Genomic DNA, 16,693 nt, shown 5'->3' on the forward strand with positions numbered 1-16,693 from the left:
ACAAGTACCCATAGAAAAGCGCGGAATTATCCGGGAACTCGGGGGCGCTTGTCAATTTTATGTGAATGATAATTTTCCGATCAATGGCGTGATCATTTCAGAACTGCGGGTGAATTTGTCCTACAATTTAGGTCAGGCTATAAAACGGATAAATAGATATGGGGGGTATATCAGCGGTGTTTGGGAATGAGGCGAGTACCGAATCAGCTTGCTTAGGGACGGGCGGGGGTGATTTCCTCTTGAAGCAAGAGTTGCAGCGCTGTTTGCAGGCATTCCCCTTGGATGTGCCGGGCTGGAAAATGCGCGAAGTGCTGCACAACAGTGATAATGCCGTGATTTTTCTGGCGGAAAATGCACAAGGTTTCTTTGCAGTCATCAAACGTTTTAAATTTGCTGTACAGGATGTCGATAGGGCGCGGGTGGAGCGCTTCCTGCTGGGATGCCATGCCTTGCGCTTGTTGGGGCAGCAACAGGGTTTGGTACGTTTGTTGGATGCTGGCATCAACCATCAGGCAATTTACCTCGTGATGGAATACGTGCGGGGGGATACCTTAAAAAATCATTTGGCAGCGTCCCCTTTGCCCCCGCTTTCCCAGCGGCTGCGTTGGTTTGACGAATTGGTCGCGGTGTTGGGAATGGTGCATTCTGCCGGTTTGCTGCACCGTGACTTGAAAACATCGAACATTTTGGTGCGTGAAGCGGGTTCGTTGGCTCTGCTGGATTTCGGTATAGAAACCGCGTTGCTGGTGGAGGCAGGATTTTTGCGGGTGGATGAAATTTATTGCACACCGTATTACGTCAGCCCTGAACGGATACTCGGGGATATGGCTGATGAGCGTTCCGACCTGTATGCACTAGGGGTGATACTGTATGAATTACTGGTTGGTCATAAACCCTATGATTCAGTGGTATTGTCTGAACTCTTGAAAAAACATATGCTTGCTCCTATTCCACGCTTGCCGCCAAGGTATTCTGCTTATCAACCGCTGGTAGATGGGTTATTGGCTAAGTCACCAGAAGACAGGCTACAGTCTACGGATGAAGTGGTCTGTTTATTGCATGGTTTATAGCGATTTCACAACGATCATAATAGCAAGGTTATGGGAACGGCTCAGATTTGCCGTTTCTCGGATTTAGGAGGGATTGGAATATGGCTACTCGGTCATCATGTAAATATAAAAATACGTGTGCACACTCATTGGTTGCCCGCTTCATGGCGGTGGCGAGGTGGGGGGCGCTGGCGTTATTGCTGGGGATTGGCCTTGCCGATGCGATCCTGCATTTCAGTCGCGGTGATGCGGTCAACTGGGTGTTTTGTGGCATTTGTGTGGTCAGCGGGGTGATCCTGTTCTGGATGGGGCAGTGCTTGCTGGAGAGCGAATGCGGCACAAGGAAAAAGGCCGGAAGTTGCCATGCCCTGCGGATGAATACGTCTTTGGGGCAACCTGTTACTTGGTCAAAAAATGGTGTAAAGTCGGGATAGCTGGTTATAAAGATAATTCTAAAAAAGAATAAGAGGGGGCTATGTTACGTTTTCTGCTGGTATTCTTGCTCGTGCAAGGTGTGTTGTTTGGGGTTGAAATGCTGCAACCCGTGCAATCCGCCGTAATTCTGCCGTGGACTGGTTGGCTGGCTGATGCCAGTGGCTGGTTGATGTCTGCTTTTGATTCCCATGTTGCTACTTCCGGTAAAATTGTCAGCAGTACGTTGAATGGTTTCGCTGTTTCCATTGAGCCGGGGTGTAACGGGGTGGAAGCAATGATCGTGTTGCTGTCAGCGATTTTGGCGTTTCCCGCGCCCCCTGCTTACAAACTGATGGGGCTGTTGTGGGGCTTTGTCGCTATTCAGGGCATGAATTTGTTACGGATCATCAGCCTGTTCTATCTGGGGCAATGGAGCCGTGAGTTGTTCGATTGGGCGCATTTGTACATCTGGCAAGCTTTGATCATGTTGGATGCCTTGGTGGTATTCCTGATTTGGATACGCTATTTGCCGGGTGGGAATGCAAGTCCAGCGCCTGCGGAGGTGTCCGTATGACGCAGCGACCGTTGCAACGTTTCATGTTGGGGGTGTTGGTGTTTTTTCCCCTGACCTTTTTTGTTTGGTACGTGACTGCAACCTTTCATCTCGCACCTGTGACGTTGCTCAGTGGCAAGTTGTTGAACTTGCTGGTTCCTGATGCTTTGATGTGGCTGAAATTGGATGGGCATACGCTGGTGGTGGCATCCAATTTCGGGCGTGATGCGAGCGGTGCGGTGTTGTCGCCACCGCCGGGTGAAGATGTGTTGGGTTTCCATTTGAACCCGCTGATTTACAGTTACAGCTTACCCTTGGTGGCGGCGTTGATGCTGGCGACACCGGGCAAGGATAAGTGGGGGAATCTGCTTTGGGGGATGTTGCTGGTGATTCCGGCGGAAATGTTCAGCATGATTTTCAGTGTGTTGAAAACCCTGACGTTTGATGTGGGGGCGGCATTCCAAGCCCAGCAGGGGTTTTCGCAAGCTGGGGTGGATGCGGTGGCGCTGGGCTATCAGGTGGGGACGTTGCTGCTGCCGATGATTGCGCCCCTGATTATTTGGGTGGCACTCAACCGCGCTTTCATCACCCAACTTGCGCCGCAATTGGAGCGGGTGTTTAGCCGTTAATGCTTTTCTTTGCGCCAGTTTTCGAGGCTGACGACCTTGGTGGGGCTGTCGGTAGCAGCGTCCGCTAATAGTGAATGCCCCAGCAATACCGAGGGGTTGCCGGACAAGAATTCACGCATCAGGCGCAGTTTCAGGCTATTGGGGAATTTGCTGGCGCTTTGGTCGTTTTCCAGCGCTTCGGCTTCTTCTTCGGTTAGGGAATTGACCAGTTTTTCCCAGCGTTCATTCAGGGCTTTTTCAATGCTTTCGCTGTCGGCTTCGAGTTTTGCCAGCACGTCTTCCGGCAGGGAATCAAGGTAGGTGTCGATATTGCCAAGGATTTTGCCGAAACGCATTTCCAGCAGGGAACGCAAGATTTCGTCCGTCCATTGTTCTTCCGCTTGGCGGGCAAAATTGTCACTGTCGCTGATTAATGTTCCTTCTGCATCGACCGCGCCGTAAGCTTCGCCGTGTCGCCGCCAAAGGATGTGCAACTGCGGCAAGTATTCTTCCAAACGCTGGCTATCATCGGCGGTCGCGGGTTGGAAAGTGACGGGTTGGAACTGCGGGTAAAGTTGGCAGAACTGGTACATCGCGCTGACGTATTGGTAAGGGTCGAAGGTCAATGTGATGACGTTTTCATCGAATTCATCAATTTCTTCGTCGTCATCTACGTCCAATTCCACGTCAAGGAAAGGTTCGTAATGTTCGTAAACGATGTCCCAGAGGATTTTGCCGTCGCGGTGGCGCACGAAAATCGCGGATTCGACTTGGAATTCCGGTAAATCGGGGGTGCTGTTGACGATCCAATAATCACCTGTGGCCTGAGCACTGCGCACAAGGGCGCGAAAATCCAATAAGCCGAACGGGATTTCAAGGATGCTGCTAGGATGGCGGTAGCCCTCTAGCACGACCAGTTGTACCGAGGGCTGACCGCCCTCCAGTGTGACGACAAATGACAGTGATTCTTCCATGTGGCTATCTTACCACGAAAGAATCCTGTTGTTGGTAGTGGCTAGAAACGATAACGTTAGGAAACTGTGCCACGGTTGCGTGGTTGTTGCCGATTAATTCGAGGGACATTTTGTGAAATACCCCCATAATTTACTTGCCGTGCCTTTTCTGGGCTTATGTTTGCATGGTTGCAGTTCTATGCCCATACAAGCCGCCCTTGGGGACACGCTGCTAGCAAATGAGCAAAAGACCATTGCAATATTCGAGCGCAGCAACCCTTCGGTGGTGTGCATTACCGTTGACGAACAATTGCCAGATTACGCACGCGGCGACTTTTCCAGCGAAATGCCTGCTGCATCAGGTACGGGTTTCATGTGGGATAATGACGGGCATATTATTACCACTAACCACATGGTCGAAGGCTCGCGCTCAGTGAAAGTCATCCTTGCTGACCAACGTGTTTTGGATGCGACCGTGGTCGGTTTGAGTGCGGAACATGACCTCGCTGTCCTCAAAGTCCGTGGCGGCGATGATTTGCCGCGCCCGGCGGTACTGGGGAGTAGTCATGGGCTGAAAGTGGGGCAAACGGTGTTTACCATCGGCAATGCCTTCGGGCTGGGGCGCAGTTTCACCACCGGGATTGTGTCGGCCTTGGGGCGTAATTTTGAGGGTGAAGAAAACGGGGTTATCCGTAATCTGATCCAGACCGATGCGTCGATTAATCCAGGTAGTTCCGGTTCGCCATTGCTGGACAGCAGCGGGCGTGTCATCGGCGTCAATGTGGCAATCTATAGTTTGTCAGGTGGTTCCGATGGGGTCAGTTTTGCGCTGCCTATCGACATAGTGAAACAGGTGGTTCCAAGCTTGTTGGCTAAAAAGACGGGCAAAAATAAAGCGGAATAAATGTAACTGCCCCAAAAAAGCCCCGCTACCGGGTGGTGCGGGGCTTTTTGCGGTTTGGGCTTACGCTTCGTGGTAAATCTTACCGCCGGTTTTGATGAATTCCACTGCTTTCTCTTCCATGCCTTTTTGCAGCGCTAGTTGTGCATCCACACCCTGTTTCGCCGCATACTCACGCACATCCTGCGTAATTTTCATTGAGCAGAAATGCGGGCCGCACATGGAGCAGAAATGCGCCACTTTCGCGGAATCTTTCGGCATGGTTTCGTCGTGGTATTCCCGCGCCCGGTCTGGGTCTAGCCCCAGATTGAACTGGTCTTCCCAACGGAACTCGAAACGCGCTTTGGACATGGCGTTGTCACGCAGTTGCGCACCCGGCCAGCCTTTGGCGAGGTCAGCAGCGTGTGCCGCGAGTTTGTAAGTGATGATGCCGACGCGCACATCTTCCTTGTTCGGCAAGCCCAAATGCTCTTTGGGGGTGACGTAGCACAGCATCGCGCAACCGTACCAACCGATATTCGCCGCACCGATGCCGGAAGTGATGTGGTCGTAACCGGGGGCAATGTCGGTCACTAATGGCCCAAGGGTGTAGAACGGTGCTTCAAAGCAGTCGCGCAGTTCCTTATCCATGTTTTCTTTGACCATGTGTAAGGGCACGTGTCCGGGGCCTTCGATCATTACCTGTACGTCGTGTTCCCACGCGATTTTGGTCAGTTCGCCCAGCGTTTCGAGTTCAGCGAATTGCGCACGGTCATTAGCGTCTGCCACAGAGCCGGGGCGCAAGCCGTCGCCCAGCGAGAAGGCCACGTCATACGCTTTCATGATTTCGCAGATGTCAGCGAAGTGGGTGTAAAGGAAGTTTTCCTTGTGGTGCGCCAGACACCATTTCGCCATGATCGAGCCGCCGCGTGAAACGATGCCGGTAACGCGGTCGGCAGTCATCGGCACATACGCCAAGCGCACGCCTGCGTGGATGGTGAAATAATCCACCCCTTGCTCGGCTTGCTCAACCAGCGTGTCACGGAAAATTTCCCACGTCAGGTCTTCGGCCTTGCCGTTCACTTTTTCCAGTGCTTGGTAAATCGGCACAGTGCCAATTGGGACGGGGGCGTTGCGCAAAATCCATTCGCGGGTTTCGTGGATATTTTTGCCAGTAGACAAATCCATCAGGGTGTCGCCGCCCCAACGCGCTGACCACGCCATTTTTTGCACTTCTTCCTCAATGGAGGAGGAAACCGCCGAGTTGCCGATATTGGTGTTGATTTTGACGCGGAAATTGCGCCCGATGATCATCGGTTCCAGTTCCGGGTGGTTGATGTTGGCGGGAATGATGGCGCGGCCTTCTGCCACTTCCACGCGCACGAATTCGGGGGTGATTTCCGCCGGAAGGTTCGCGCCCCACGAGTGGCCTTGGTGTTGGCGCAACAATTTGGCATAACGCGGGTCATTGCGCAGTTCTTGCAGGCGCAGGTTTTCGCGGATGGCGATGTATTCCATTTCCGGGGTAATAATGCCTTGGCGGGCGTAATGCATCTGCGTGACATTGCTGCCTGCTTTGGCACGGCGTGGCGCACGCAAGTGGGCAAAACGCAGGTACGCAAGGCTTGGGTCATTTTGGCGGGCACGCCCGTAGTCGGAGGTGGGGCCGTCGAGTTGCTCGGTATCGTTACGTTCCAAAATCCAGTTCAGGCGCACATCGGGAATGCCTTCCAACAGATTGACGGATACCGCCGGGTCAGTGAAAGGGCCGGAGGTATCGTAAACCGGGATTGCTGGGTTTTCTTCAGCGCCGAAACTGGCAGGGGTCGGTGATTGGTCGATTTCACGCATTCCCACGCGGATGTCCGGGCGCGAACCTTGCACATACACCTTACGTGAATTAGGGAAAGGTTGGGTAACTTCGCTGGATAATTCAGCCGTTTTTTTCAGGAAGGATTCTGGGATCGCGCTCATACTTTCTTTTCTCTAGTTCCATTTTAAGGTGGGGAAGGTAAGCAACCTAATGTAGCAGATTTGGAAAGGGCAGCATAATAGCTTGAGGAATTGCGGGGAAGGGTATCGCATCTGTGACATTCGTACATCCCGCACCCAGTAGCCGTTTATCCATCGAAAATTGACCGCAGGCACGGGGATAGTAGAATCATTCTTCAGTAAATGAACCCTTGCAACTTGAACAGTGGATCGCTGTTCGCGCAAAGAGCCTGTCAAAGCGACATCAGCTTGCTCTTTACTAGGGCGGGGACTGGCCTACCGTGCGAATTGCATTGCGTTTCTAGGAAACCAATATCGCACGGTAGGCCGTCCCCGCATCGAGTGTAGCAAGCTGATCTTCTGGATGAACGAAGGTGTTTACTGCCCAATAGCCGACTTCGTGTCGGCTATTTATTTTAAAAATAATAGAAAATCAGGGATTTGCATGAGCCAACTCACCCGCCAGCAACTCTACGACAAGATTAAAGAAACCTCCAAGGATGAATACATCCTCAGCGAGATGCAACGCTTGGGCTACTGGAAGGAAGACGCACAGCCGACGCTGGCAGCATCCCTGATCAAACGCCGTGGCGATTTGCAACGGCAAATCAATGCCTTATCGTCGCAAATTACTGACCCCAAAGCCGCCCTCAAAGCCATCCACCAAGAACGCATGGCAGCAGCTCGCCAGCAACGGATTGATACCAAGGTCAAACGCGAAGTCGACCGCTACCAACGCGCACAGGCTTGGCATGAAAAGCAGCAAAACCACATCCATTACCTTGGTGACGCTGCCGGATTCAAACCCTCCGCCGCCGACGATGTGTCCGACGCAGAACGCCTCAACAGCCTTGGCTTACCTGTCTATTCCAACGCCGCCGAACTCGCCGCAGGCATGGGCATTACCCTCAACGAATTGCGCTTTCTGACTTACAGCAATCAAGTCTCGCGGGTGTGCCACTACCAACATTTTGCGATGCAGAAAAAATCCGGCGGCACACGCCTGATTTCTGCACCGATGCCGCGCTTGAAACGCCTGCAATACTGGGTGCTGGACAATATCCTGCAACCGCTGGAACTCACCGAGCAAGCACACGGTTTCGTCACTGGGCGCAGCATTGTCAGCAATGCCCAGCCGCACTTGGCGCAAAAAGTCGTGATCAATATGGATCTGAAAGACTTTTTCCCGACTGTCACTTACCCGCGCATCAAAGGCACATTCGCGCAATTCGGCTACAACAACGAAGTCGCGTCCCTGCTCGCGCTGTTGTGTTCCGAAGCCGACACCCAAGCCGTGGAAATGGACGGGCAACGTTATTACCTCAACAGCACCAGCCGACGCTTGCCGCAAGGCGCACCCACCAGCCCCGCCTTGAGCAACGTGATTTGCCGCACGCTGGATAAACGCCTGCAAGGCTTGGCGACCAAACACGGTTTCGCCTACACCCGTTACGCCGACGATTTGACCTTTTCCGGTGCGGATACTGCCACCGTTCCCGCGCTGTTGTACGGCGCAAAAGCTACGGTGATAGCGGAAGGTTTCAACGTCCATCCCGACAAAACCCGCATCATGAAACAGGGCAGCAAGCAGGAAGTGACGGGCATTGTGGTCAACCAACACCTGTCGGTCGATAACAAAAAGCTCAAGCAATTCCGCGCCCTGCTGTTCCAGATCGACAAAGACGGTTACGCTGATAAAAGCTGGGGCAACGGTTACAATATTCTGGCAAGCATCAAAAGCTACGCCCATTACGTGCGCATGGTGAACCCGGAAAAAGGCAGCCAGTTTCTGGAACAGATTGCAGCCATCCAGCAAAAACATGGTAAACCCGACCGTGCCATGAAGTTCACCAACCCGCAATTCCGCGAACGTGCTGCACAAGGTCAGTTGCCACTGGAATCCATGCGCGTTGCCTCCGCCAAGCCGCAACCGACGTTGGATGACACGATTCAACACCGAGATGTCTTGCCGCAAGTAGAAGCTGCACTAGGTTTGTCAGTACCCGAAACCGTGGAAACTGCACCCGAATCTGCGCCCGCTACAACGCCTGAAACACCTAGCCAGCCGCAAGGCTTGGTATCCACGCTTATGTCCCTGTTGAGAGGTAAATCATGAAACTGATTCGCCGTACTACCCTGCGCTTTCAGGACGGCACGTCCGACAAAGTGTACGAAGTCGACATCGTGGAAGCCGCTGATGACAGCTATTTGGTCAATTTCCGCTACGGACGTTCCGGTAAACCTTTGACCGAAGGCAGCAAAACCACCGCCCCCGTGGATTCTGCCAAAGCCAAAAAAGTCGCCGATAGCCTGCTGGTCAGCAAGATGAACAAAGGCTACCAAGTACTGATGGGCTACAACCCCGTAACTGGCGAAACTATCGGCGCAAATGCCGCTGCGCAAACCGAAGCCGCGCCGCGCAAAGGCAAAAAAGCGCAAAACCGCGACCAGCAAATCCTCGAACGCCTGCAAAAGTTTGCCGAAGGCGATACACCCGCTGACAGTACAGGATTGATTGACGGCTACAGCCTGAGCCGCAGCGTATGGAAAGCGGGCGAATTGCGCATTCCCGAACTCGCCGCTGCCCTGCAAACCTTACTCGCTAATTTGCCCGCCAAAGCCAAAGACGATGCGATGACGTATTACAGCATTGCATGGGCAACAGGGCGTACCCGTGATCCTGCCGCATTCGCCGTATTGCAGCAGCTCCAAGATAAAATCCCTGCGCACTTGTACCAATTTGCGTGCTTGCAAGTGGGGCAGCCACCGGAAAGCTGTTTGCCAGCATTCGACCAAACGCTGGATGCGGTGCAAGCAATTGAAGCCATCCAAGCCTTCGACCATTACGCCGCGATGTCGTTTGAGCGCTTGAACACCGAAGACCGCGCATACATTCAGCAAGTGCTGCATTGGCACGGGCTGAACGCAGCTATCGAACAAGCATTGAGCCAAACCGTATTGGCGGATGCGGATCAGGATTTCATGCAACTGCGTGTCGATGCCGCCAGTTACGCTACAATCCAAGCCAACAAAGCCGCCGTGCCGGAACTCGAACCCGCGATTATGGATGTGTTGCGTTACCACTATAACGAGCTGCTAGATCAGAAAAAGCACGAATACCAAGCCGATTTCGACCTGTATACCCAACTGTTGGCAGGCATGAATCTGGAAACCGTGTTGGCAAACGATACGTGGAATATTGCCCGCGCCAACGAAGGCAACGTGCAATACCTGTGGGGCGACTCCAAACGCAACCTGCAAAACGCTCTGAAAGCCACCGGCAAAGTAAAAAATCTCAATAGTTTGTGGCAACGGGTGATCAACTACTACGATCTACATAGCAAACGCCAACAAGACGTATCCGCTGACCGTTTGCAGCAATGCTATGCCATCCTGAAAACTCATGATGCATATCACGATGTAGTCAACCGCGTGGTGCGCAAGATCAGTGCTGACCGCTGGTTTTATGGCTACCAGCATGAGGTTGATGCAGCCATCCGCAGCAAATACGATACCTCGCTGGCTTGCCATGTGCGCCGCCTGTTTATGGATCGCTTTGCTGATTTACGTCAGGAAGCTCTCCAGCCCAAAGAACAATTGCTGGAACATTACAGCCAGCAGGTGGTGAGTTTGTATGCGCTTGCCAGCATTACGCCGGACAAACGGGCGGTGGCATTCACCGCTATCCAACATGCGCCAGTCAACCAATCGTTTACGGCATCGTTCCGCAAGCTCTACAAAATGGCAGAGTTTTTGGATGATCACGAAGCCTTAGCCATACTGAATCATCGGCTGGAAACCACGCCAGACGATGGCAGACGGCAAAGCTGGCGCGAAGAAAACCCCAGCTTCACCCAACAAAGCAAACGCTATTTGCGCCGCCGTACCGTGCGCCATTTGCGCAATCTCGGCAAGTTTTCGCCCAACGATTATTTGCGACTCGCACGGGAAATACTGGTATTGGCGGACGATGCCTCACCAGCAGCACAACGTACCCCGAAAAAACAACTGATTCATTTCCCCGACTTGGTAGCAATGAATTTCATCCTGCATCGCCATAGTCACTTGTACGAACAAGACTATAAGGGCGCATGGTTTTTGCAAGAAAATCGCCAAAACGAGGCCAATCAGCCCGAAGCATTTGCTACCTTGTGGGCGTATGCGGGTCAGGATTTGCTCTACATCTTGCGCCAATGTAAAGCGGCGATGGTGAACGATTTTGCCTTCCGCCGCCTGCAACCGCAAACCGCGTTTTTGCAGGAGCAAACCCAAGCGACGTGGTTGGAACTGGTGGTGCGCCCTTACGAAAATACCGCGCTGCTGGGGTTGGAACACCTGCGTGATAGCGTGCAGCAAACCGAGGTGGTTTTTGTGCTGTTGAATGCGCAGTTTGCCGCCATCCGCCATCACGGCTTGGCAAACTTGAGACCCGAACATTTTGCAGAACACCCGGATTTATTGCTGAACTTGTTGCTCTCGCCACACGACGATGTGCAGTTATTCGCCAAGAATTATGTGTACGCGATGCCCAACAACCATACGCTGTTGCCGCTGTTATTGGCTCGCCCCGAACCTGCGCTGCAAGCCTTGGGCATTGCGCTGATTGGCAAATTGAGCGATGCTGAAAAACGCGAATACCGTGTGCTGCTGTTCAATGCGCTGACCGATGAAAATGCTGAATTGCGCCGTGGAGCGCGGCTGGCAGTGCTGTCGGTCAAGGATGCCGACTTTCAGAAAGACATTTTCGCGCACATTCTGCCCGTGCTATTCAAAGCCGAGCCAGTTGAGGGTTACAGCGAGGATATGCTGGCAATTGTGCAAGCGGTAGCACCCATTCACGCCGAGATTGACCAAAACTTGCTGTGGCGGCTGCTGACAGCAAAAAGCAAATTGGCGGAACGTGCCGGAGCATTGATCTTGCCTGATCACCCTGCCAGCGCGTTTTCAATCAAGCAATTGGCGATGCTCACTAAAATTCCCACCTTGCAAGTGCGGACGTGGGCAATGGCAGCGTTGCAAGCCGATCCAGCACGGGTAACGGAGCAATTCGCCGAAGCCGTGCGGATTTTGGATAATCGTTGGGACGATACCCGCGCCCAAGCGATTGCCCTGTTTGCTACGTTTGAGGCTGACTTTTGGACAAGCGAACGTGTGGTAGCAGTGTGTGATCAGGTTTATCACGATGTGCAACAATTCGGGCGCGAACTGGTGTTGCGCGGCTTTGAACACGGCGAAGGCGAACACTATTTGCTGCAATTGAGCCAACATCCTGCCAACAACGTGCAATTGTTCGTGTCGAATTTCTTGCAGCAATACGCCAGTGGCAAGCCCACTATCATCCTCAAGCTGCAAGGCTATTTCAATACCGTCTTGTCGCAAGTGAATCGTGGGCGTTTGGTGAAAGATCGGGTGATTGCCTTCCTGTTCACCGAATCCGGCAAGGATGAGCAAGTGGCACGCATGGTGGCGGCATTGTTTACCGACCAATCCCTGAGCCGCGTGATTGCCGATAAAGCACGTTACATCAAGACTTTGTTTGAATTGCAAAACCGCTACGGCATCCAACAAACGCCAGTGCGCGTGATCGCACCCGCAGTGAGGGCTTTCTGATGGAGTTTTCCAGAAAATATAACGGCAACTCGCAAGTCTCGAACACTAGCCGTGAAACGACTATGTCTTTCGTGCCGGATGCGTTGCGCAACCCGACGTTTTTTGCCGCTGATTTGGGGCAACATATTCCGTTCCGCGAAGCCATGTCCGCGCTGCATCAAGTAGTGGTGTCAGATATGAGCTTCCAGCCCAAAGACAAATCCGATTACAAAGCGTGGCTGAAAGCGCAAGAAGATGTGTTTTTAGCAGAAGCGATGGCAAAACAAGGGCAAATCAAAGCGCAACTGGATGAATTACGCCAGCAAATGCGCGAAGTGCAACACGCTGAAAGTGCTGTTTTGTCGCCGTTCTACGCTGCGCGTTCCAAGTATTTCCAGTATTTGTACAAGAACGATATTGATGCGTGGTATGTGCTTGATCCGGTGATCACCGTTCACCCCGACAGTATTTTCTTTGAATGCTTTTCGCAAGACGAATCCAGCTACGGGAAATTAAGCTGCCGCTACGAAGTGTTCCAGAATGTGCGCGAACACGCTTACGGCACGACCAATATCGACTATTCGCACGAGTTGTATCAGGAATTCCAGAAAATCCGCGATTACAAACGTACCGAATTCGTGATTGATCCGTCCGGTTTTGAGGTCAAAACCGACCTGAGCGATGACTTCAAGGAAGAGAAAATCGACCTGCCGGACAGTTGGGTGCGCGGTTTCCTGCAAGTCAGTTCGGCAATGAGTTTGCCGTTTACGACTTTTAACCTGCACCCGATGGATATGTACAATATCCTGCTGTTTTTGAAGCGGCACAAGGAAAAAACCGGCCCTCGCTCCTTGCGGTTTTGCCTGACACCTGACCAGCCGATTCAGGTGAAGTTTGATCCGTGGGGCGAAACCTTGACGTGTCCGCGCAGTGTTTACACCGGCAATGCGGCGCAGGACGTGCGGATTTGGGGACGGCGGCGTTTGTTCATATTGGAACGCTTGTTGCCGATTGTGAAGCATTTCCGCGTGAGTTTGCTGGGTTCGGGTTTACCGAGCTTCTGGGTGGCGGAAATGGAACACATGACCTTTACCTTGGGCTTATCAGGCTGGAGTGCCAATGATTTTTCGCGCATGGGCAATTTCGATTTGATGGCTCCGCGTGGCGAGGTCGATAGCGTGACCGCCGAGCGCGTGTTTGCGGCATTGCAGACCACTTGGCAGGAAAGTGCGACTTCGCTGGCATTGCGGCTGGGCTTGGATGTGCTGACGGTCAAATCCGCACTGGGGATTTACTCGCAATACGGGCGGGTGTTGTATGACATGGATAACGATATGTACCGTATTCGTGAACTCAGCAAAGACCCGTTACCAATGGATAAACTGCGTTTCAGCAATGAGCGCGAGGCGAAAGCGGATAATTTCCGTAAGGCGGGTTTGGTGACGGTGGTGGCAAGGGAAGCGCAGCAAAACGGCAGACAGTTAGTGCGCGGCGAAGTGATCGACAATGCGCATACTTACCAGTCGGAGATTACGCTGGATGCGGATATGCGTTTGGTGGAAGCGAAGTGCCATTGCCACTTCTATATTCAGAACAAGCTGAATCAGGGGCCGTGTGAACACATACTGGCGGTGCGTTTATCCCAGTAATTCTAGGCCGAGTGCCGTTCGTCCGGGCGGCGGACAGATCGGCTGCATTTTGATATTGCTTAATTTCAATGTAATTAGGTTCTTATATGATGCCCCTGTTTTGTGTGTCAATCATGAGGGGCATTACATGAACGAAATGACAGCAAGTGCAACGTGCACGGTTCCGTCAGAAGTGTTGAAAGCATCCCTGCTGGTTGGGGTTATTGGGGTGGTTTCCCTAACGCTGGCGCGGCTGGCAGGGGTCGGGGTTCCTATGTCATGGGCGTTGGGCTTGATCGTTTTTTTCTTTGTTGGCGCTATTTTGGTTTTGCATTGGCTCTCTATCTTGCGTAAGCCGGGGCTGGTTTTGCTGGTGGGAACGCTTTTCATCGTCGGTGCTGTCTACCTGCAAGATACCATTCTGGGGATGATGTAGCGTTTTTTGCGCCAAGCAGCGGACAATCTGGGTAAATTTGGGCTATACCTTGTGAGCGTGACCAGCCCCGCCGTTGGGGTAATGCCAAAGGAGTGCTTGTGTTTAAGTGGGTTGTAAGCCGTGTGGTGGATATTTTAATCGTTTTTGTGTTGGCAACCGTGCTGCTGTGGTTCGGTGCGACCCGCTACCCCGAATTTTTCCCGCAAAGCTTCTTCCAATATTGGGGTGGCGTTATGCCATCGCAGGTGCAACGCTGATCACTATCTGTTATGGTGCGCCTTGAGAGCTGACCGGGCAATCGCGGCCCTGCTTGCAGGGTGGAGGAAAGTCCGGGCTCCATAGGGTAAGACGCCAGGTAACGCCTGGGCGGCGTAAGCCGACGGAAAGTGCAACAGAAAGTAAACCGCCTGCGTAGCTTCCAGCAATGGGGGATTCGTCGGTAAGGGTGAAAGGGTGCGGTAAGAGCGCACCGCGTCGCTGGTAACAGTCGACGGCACGGCAAACCCCGTCTGGAGCAAGACCAAATAGGGATGCGATGGTGTGACCCGCGCTGCATCCGGGTAGGTTGCTTGAGGTGTGCGGTGACGTACATCCCAGATGAATGATTGTCCTCGACAGAACCCGGCTTACAGGTCAGCTCTCTCTTCTTTTTTCTCTCCCGCCTTTGTGGAATAATTTTCACCTCAAAGTTAATGTGATTTATCGCATGTCCATGCCAACACCTTGAAATAAAAGAAATAGCTTGATTATTATCCTATATTTAATTCCATTTAAACCCCTATTTAATTAACTTTAAAGCTATTTCTTCGGAATTTTATTGACACTGTGGAGTTGTCTGCCTATATTCCTTTTCAAGTGGAAGAAAGTGGGGAAAAGTGGGTAACTTTCCCAGTAAGGATGGGTTCTGAAGTATGTTTCGCGGCATTTCGCATATCACGGTTGACACGAAAGGGCGCTTGGCGATGCCTGCCAAGTACCGTGATGCCATCGCGGAGTCTGCGGGTGGGCAAATTATCATTACCGTTGACCACATGGATAAGTGCTTATTGATTTACCCCATGGATCAATGGCTAAAAGTCGAGAAAACCCTGATGTCATTGCCTAACATGGATCGCCGTGTACGCCGTATGCAGCGTTTGATCCAAGGTCATGCTTCGGATATGGAATTAGATGCCCAAGGGCGGGTACTTTTGCCTGCACCTTTGCGTGAGTACGCTGGCATCGACAAGCACGTTGTCCTCGTTGGGCAAGCAAACAAGTTTGAATTGTGGGACGCTGATCTTTGGGAAGCTGCGCGTGAATCTTGGTTGCTGGAAGCGCAGGAAGACGATGAAACCAATGAAGTTCTTAGTCAGGTCTCGATGTAATGACAACACCACAATTTGATGAGGTCTGGAAGCACGACACGGTGCTTCTACATGAAGCTGTTGCTGCGCTGGAAGTGCAGGCGTCAGGTGTTTATGTGGATGGTACATACGGGCGTGGCGGTCACTCCGCCTTGATTCTGGAGCAGTTGGGCGAAAACGGGCGGTTGATTGTCATTGATAAAGATACGGTTGCGGTCGGACATGCGCGTCAGCGCTACGCCAATGACCCACGTGTGTTTGTTTGGCACGGTTCGTTCAGTGATTTTCCTCAAGCACTGGTAGCTGCTGGTGTGAATGGCAACATTCAAGGTTTGTTGCTTGATTTGGGTGTTTCCTCCCCGCAACTGGATGATGCTGGGCGTGGCTTCAGCTTTATGCGTGAAGGCCCGCTCGATATGCGGATGGATACTTCCAAGGGTATGAGTGCCTCTGAATGGTTGGATAAGGCAGGCGAAGCTGAAATTGCCGATGTGCTTTGGCGTTACGGGGAAGAGAAGTTTTCCCGCCAGATTGCACGCGAAATTGTACGCACCCGTTTGCAAAACCCCTTGCAAACCACAACGAAGCTGGCTGAATTAATCGCAGGAGTGGTTCGTAAACGTGAGCCGGGCAAGCATCCGGCTACCCGTAGTTTTCAAGCAATACGCATAAAGGTTAATCAGGAACTCGATGATGTCGAAGCGTGTTTACACAAGGTGGTTGATTGCTTGGCTCCCGGCGGGCGTTTGGTCGTTATTAGCTTCCATTCCCTCGAAGACCGGATTGTTAAGCACTACCTGCGTGATGTTTCCACTCCGCCATCATTGCCTAAGGGGTTGCCAGTGATGCCGAAATCCGTGCAGCCTCCCATGAAGATTGTAAAAAAAGCGATGCGTCCTGAAGAGGCGGAAGTGCAAGGCAATGTGCGTGCACGCAGCGCCATCATGCGCATCGGGGAGCGGGTTGCATGATCCGCGCCAGTTTTTTGGGTTTACTGGCTTTGTACGTGCTGGTTATCGGCATGGCATTGCTGGTGGTGGCAAACAGGCATGAGGCTCGCCAATTGTTTGCTGACATCCAAAAGCTGGACAAAGAACGTGATGGGTTAAATGCCGATTGGAGCCAGTTAAAGCTGGAACAACAAGGCGTGTTATTGAATCAGGTGCACGTGGATACACGGGCGAACCAAGAACTGGGGATGCATAAGCCTTCCGCAGAAAACATTAAGGTCATACGCGAGTGAAA

Annotated in this window: 15 protein-coding genes and 1 other RNA gene; 14 read left to right on the forward strand and 2 right to left on the reverse strand. The window is 52.4% G+C overall.

The window, feature by feature from the left end:
- The first annotated feature begins 158 nt into the window (after nucleotides 1-158).
- From PHE17_RS04505 to PHE17_RS04520, 4 genes are all read left to right on the forward strand, one after another.
- Complete coding sequence (locus PHE17_RS04505; protein ID WP_301014622.1) at nucleotides 159-1,070, forward strand: serine/threonine-protein kinase; 912 nt, start codon at nucleotides 159-161, stop codon at nucleotides 1,068-1,070.
- A gap of 143 nt (nucleotides 1,071-1,213) precedes the next feature.
- Complete coding sequence (locus PHE17_RS04510) at nucleotides 1,214-1,483, forward strand: hypothetical protein (protein WP_301014623.1); 270 nt, start codon at nucleotides 1,214-1,216, stop codon at nucleotides 1,481-1,483.
- Nucleotides 1,484-1,524: 41 nt separating this feature from the next.
- Nucleotides 1,525-2,037, forward strand: coding sequence for an exosortase H (gene xrtH / locus PHE17_RS04515; RefSeq protein ID WP_301014624.1), 513 nt, complete (start codon nucleotides 1,525-1,527; stop codon nucleotides 2,035-2,037).
- On the forward strand, nucleotides 2,034-2,645 hold the full coding sequence (locus PHE17_RS04520; RefSeq protein WP_301014625.1) for an exosortase H-associated membrane protein: 612 nt from the start codon (nucleotides 2,034-2,036) through the stop codon (nucleotides 2,643-2,645). Before xrtH ends, PHE17_RS04520 begins: the two co-directional genes overlap by 4 nt.
- Here the strand turns inward: PHE17_RS04520 and PHE17_RS04525 are convergent.
- On the reverse strand, nucleotides 2,642-3,598 hold the full coding sequence (locus PHE17_RS04525) for a hypothetical protein (RefSeq protein ID WP_301014626.1): 957 nt from the start codon (nucleotides 3,596-3,598) through the stop codon (nucleotides 2,642-2,644). The two genes, PHE17_RS04520 and PHE17_RS04525, sit on opposite strands and share 4 nt — an antisense overlap.
- 178 nt (nucleotides 3,599-3,776) lie before the next feature.
- Here PHE17_RS04525 and PHE17_RS04530 point away from each other — a divergent pair, with 178 nt between their 5' ends.
- Entirely contained in the window at nucleotides 3,777-4,481 is a 705-nt protein-coding gene (locus PHE17_RS04530) for a trypsin-like peptidase domain-containing protein (RefSeq protein ID WP_301014627.1), read from the forward strand.
- A gap of 60 nt (nucleotides 4,482-4,541) precedes the next feature.
- Here the strand turns inward: PHE17_RS04530 and thiC are convergent, their stop codons facing one another.
- Nucleotides 4,542-6,431 carry a phosphomethylpyrimidine synthase ThiC gene (gene thiC, locus PHE17_RS04535; RefSeq protein WP_301014628.1) on the reverse strand — a complete coding sequence of 630 codons (1,890 nt, stop codon included), beginning with the start codon at nucleotides 6,429-6,431 and terminating at the stop codon, nucleotides 4,542-4,544.
- A gap of 463 nt (nucleotides 6,432-6,894) precedes the next feature.
- Between thiC and PHE17_RS04540 the strand changes: the two genes are divergently transcribed.
- The 9 genes from PHE17_RS04540 to ftsL all read left to right on the forward strand — a co-directional run bounded on the left by PHE17_RS04540 (nucleotide 6,895) and on the right by ftsL (nucleotide 16,691).
- The gene (locus PHE17_RS04540) at nucleotides 6,895-8,565 is read left to right on the forward strand and encodes a reverse transcriptase family protein (protein ID WP_301014629.1); all 1,671 of its coding nucleotides are present in this window, start codon (nucleotides 6,895-6,897) and stop codon (nucleotides 8,563-8,565) included.
- Nucleotides 8,562-12,059 (forward strand): WGR domain-containing protein, encoded by a 3,498-nt coding sequence (locus PHE17_RS04545; RefSeq protein ID WP_301014630.1) that lies wholly within the window; start codon nucleotides 8,562-8,564, stop codon nucleotides 12,057-12,059. The genes PHE17_RS04540 and PHE17_RS04545 overlap by 4 nt, the downstream gene beginning before the upstream one ends.
- Nucleotides 12,059-13,687 carry a hypothetical protein gene (locus PHE17_RS04550; protein ID WP_301014631.1) on the forward strand — a complete coding sequence of 543 codons (1,629 nt, stop codon included), beginning with the start codon at nucleotides 12,059-12,061 and terminating at the stop codon, nucleotides 13,685-13,687. Before PHE17_RS04545 ends, PHE17_RS04550 begins: the two co-directional genes overlap by 1 nt.
- Before the next feature lie 127 nt (nucleotides 13,688-13,814).
- A complete protein-coding gene (locus PHE17_RS04555; RefSeq protein WP_301014632.1) occupies nucleotides 13,815-14,102 on the forward strand; it encodes a hypothetical protein in 288 nt (95 codons plus the stop codon).
- Between the two features lie 98 nt (nucleotides 14,103-14,200).
- Nucleotides 14,201-14,359 carry a hypothetical protein gene (locus PHE17_RS04560; RefSeq protein ID WP_301014633.1) on the forward strand — a complete coding sequence of 53 codons (159 nt, stop codon included), beginning with the start codon at nucleotides 14,201-14,203 and terminating at the stop codon, nucleotides 14,357-14,359.
- A 25-nt stretch (nucleotides 14,360-14,384) separates the two neighbouring features.
- An RNA gene (gene rnpB, locus PHE17_RS04565) (RNase P RNA component class A) lies at nucleotides 14,385-14,747 on the forward strand.
- Between the two features lie 266 nt (nucleotides 14,748-15,013).
- Nucleotides 15,014-15,469 (forward strand): division/cell wall cluster transcriptional repressor MraZ, encoded by a 456-nt coding sequence (gene mraZ, locus PHE17_RS04570; protein WP_301014634.1) that lies wholly within the window; start codon nucleotides 15,014-15,016, stop codon nucleotides 15,467-15,469.
- A complete protein-coding gene (gene rsmH / locus PHE17_RS04575) occupies nucleotides 15,469-16,419 on the forward strand; it encodes a 16S rRNA (cytosine(1402)-N(4))-methyltransferase RsmH (protein ID WP_301014635.1) in 951 nt (316 codons plus the stop codon). The genes mraZ and rsmH overlap by 1 nt, the downstream gene beginning before the upstream one ends.
- Nucleotides 16,416-16,691, forward strand: coding sequence for a cell division protein FtsL (ftsL, locus tag PHE17_RS04580; protein ID WP_301014636.1), 276 nt, complete (start codon nucleotides 16,416-16,418; stop codon nucleotides 16,689-16,691). Before rsmH ends, ftsL begins: the two co-directional genes overlap by 4 nt.
- Nucleotides 16,692-16,693 lie beyond the last annotated feature (2 nt).

The organism is Thiothrix sp. (genome assembly GCF_028714775.1).
GTDB lineage: Bacteria > Pseudomonadota > Gammaproteobacteria > Thiotrichales > Thiotrichaceae > Thiothrix.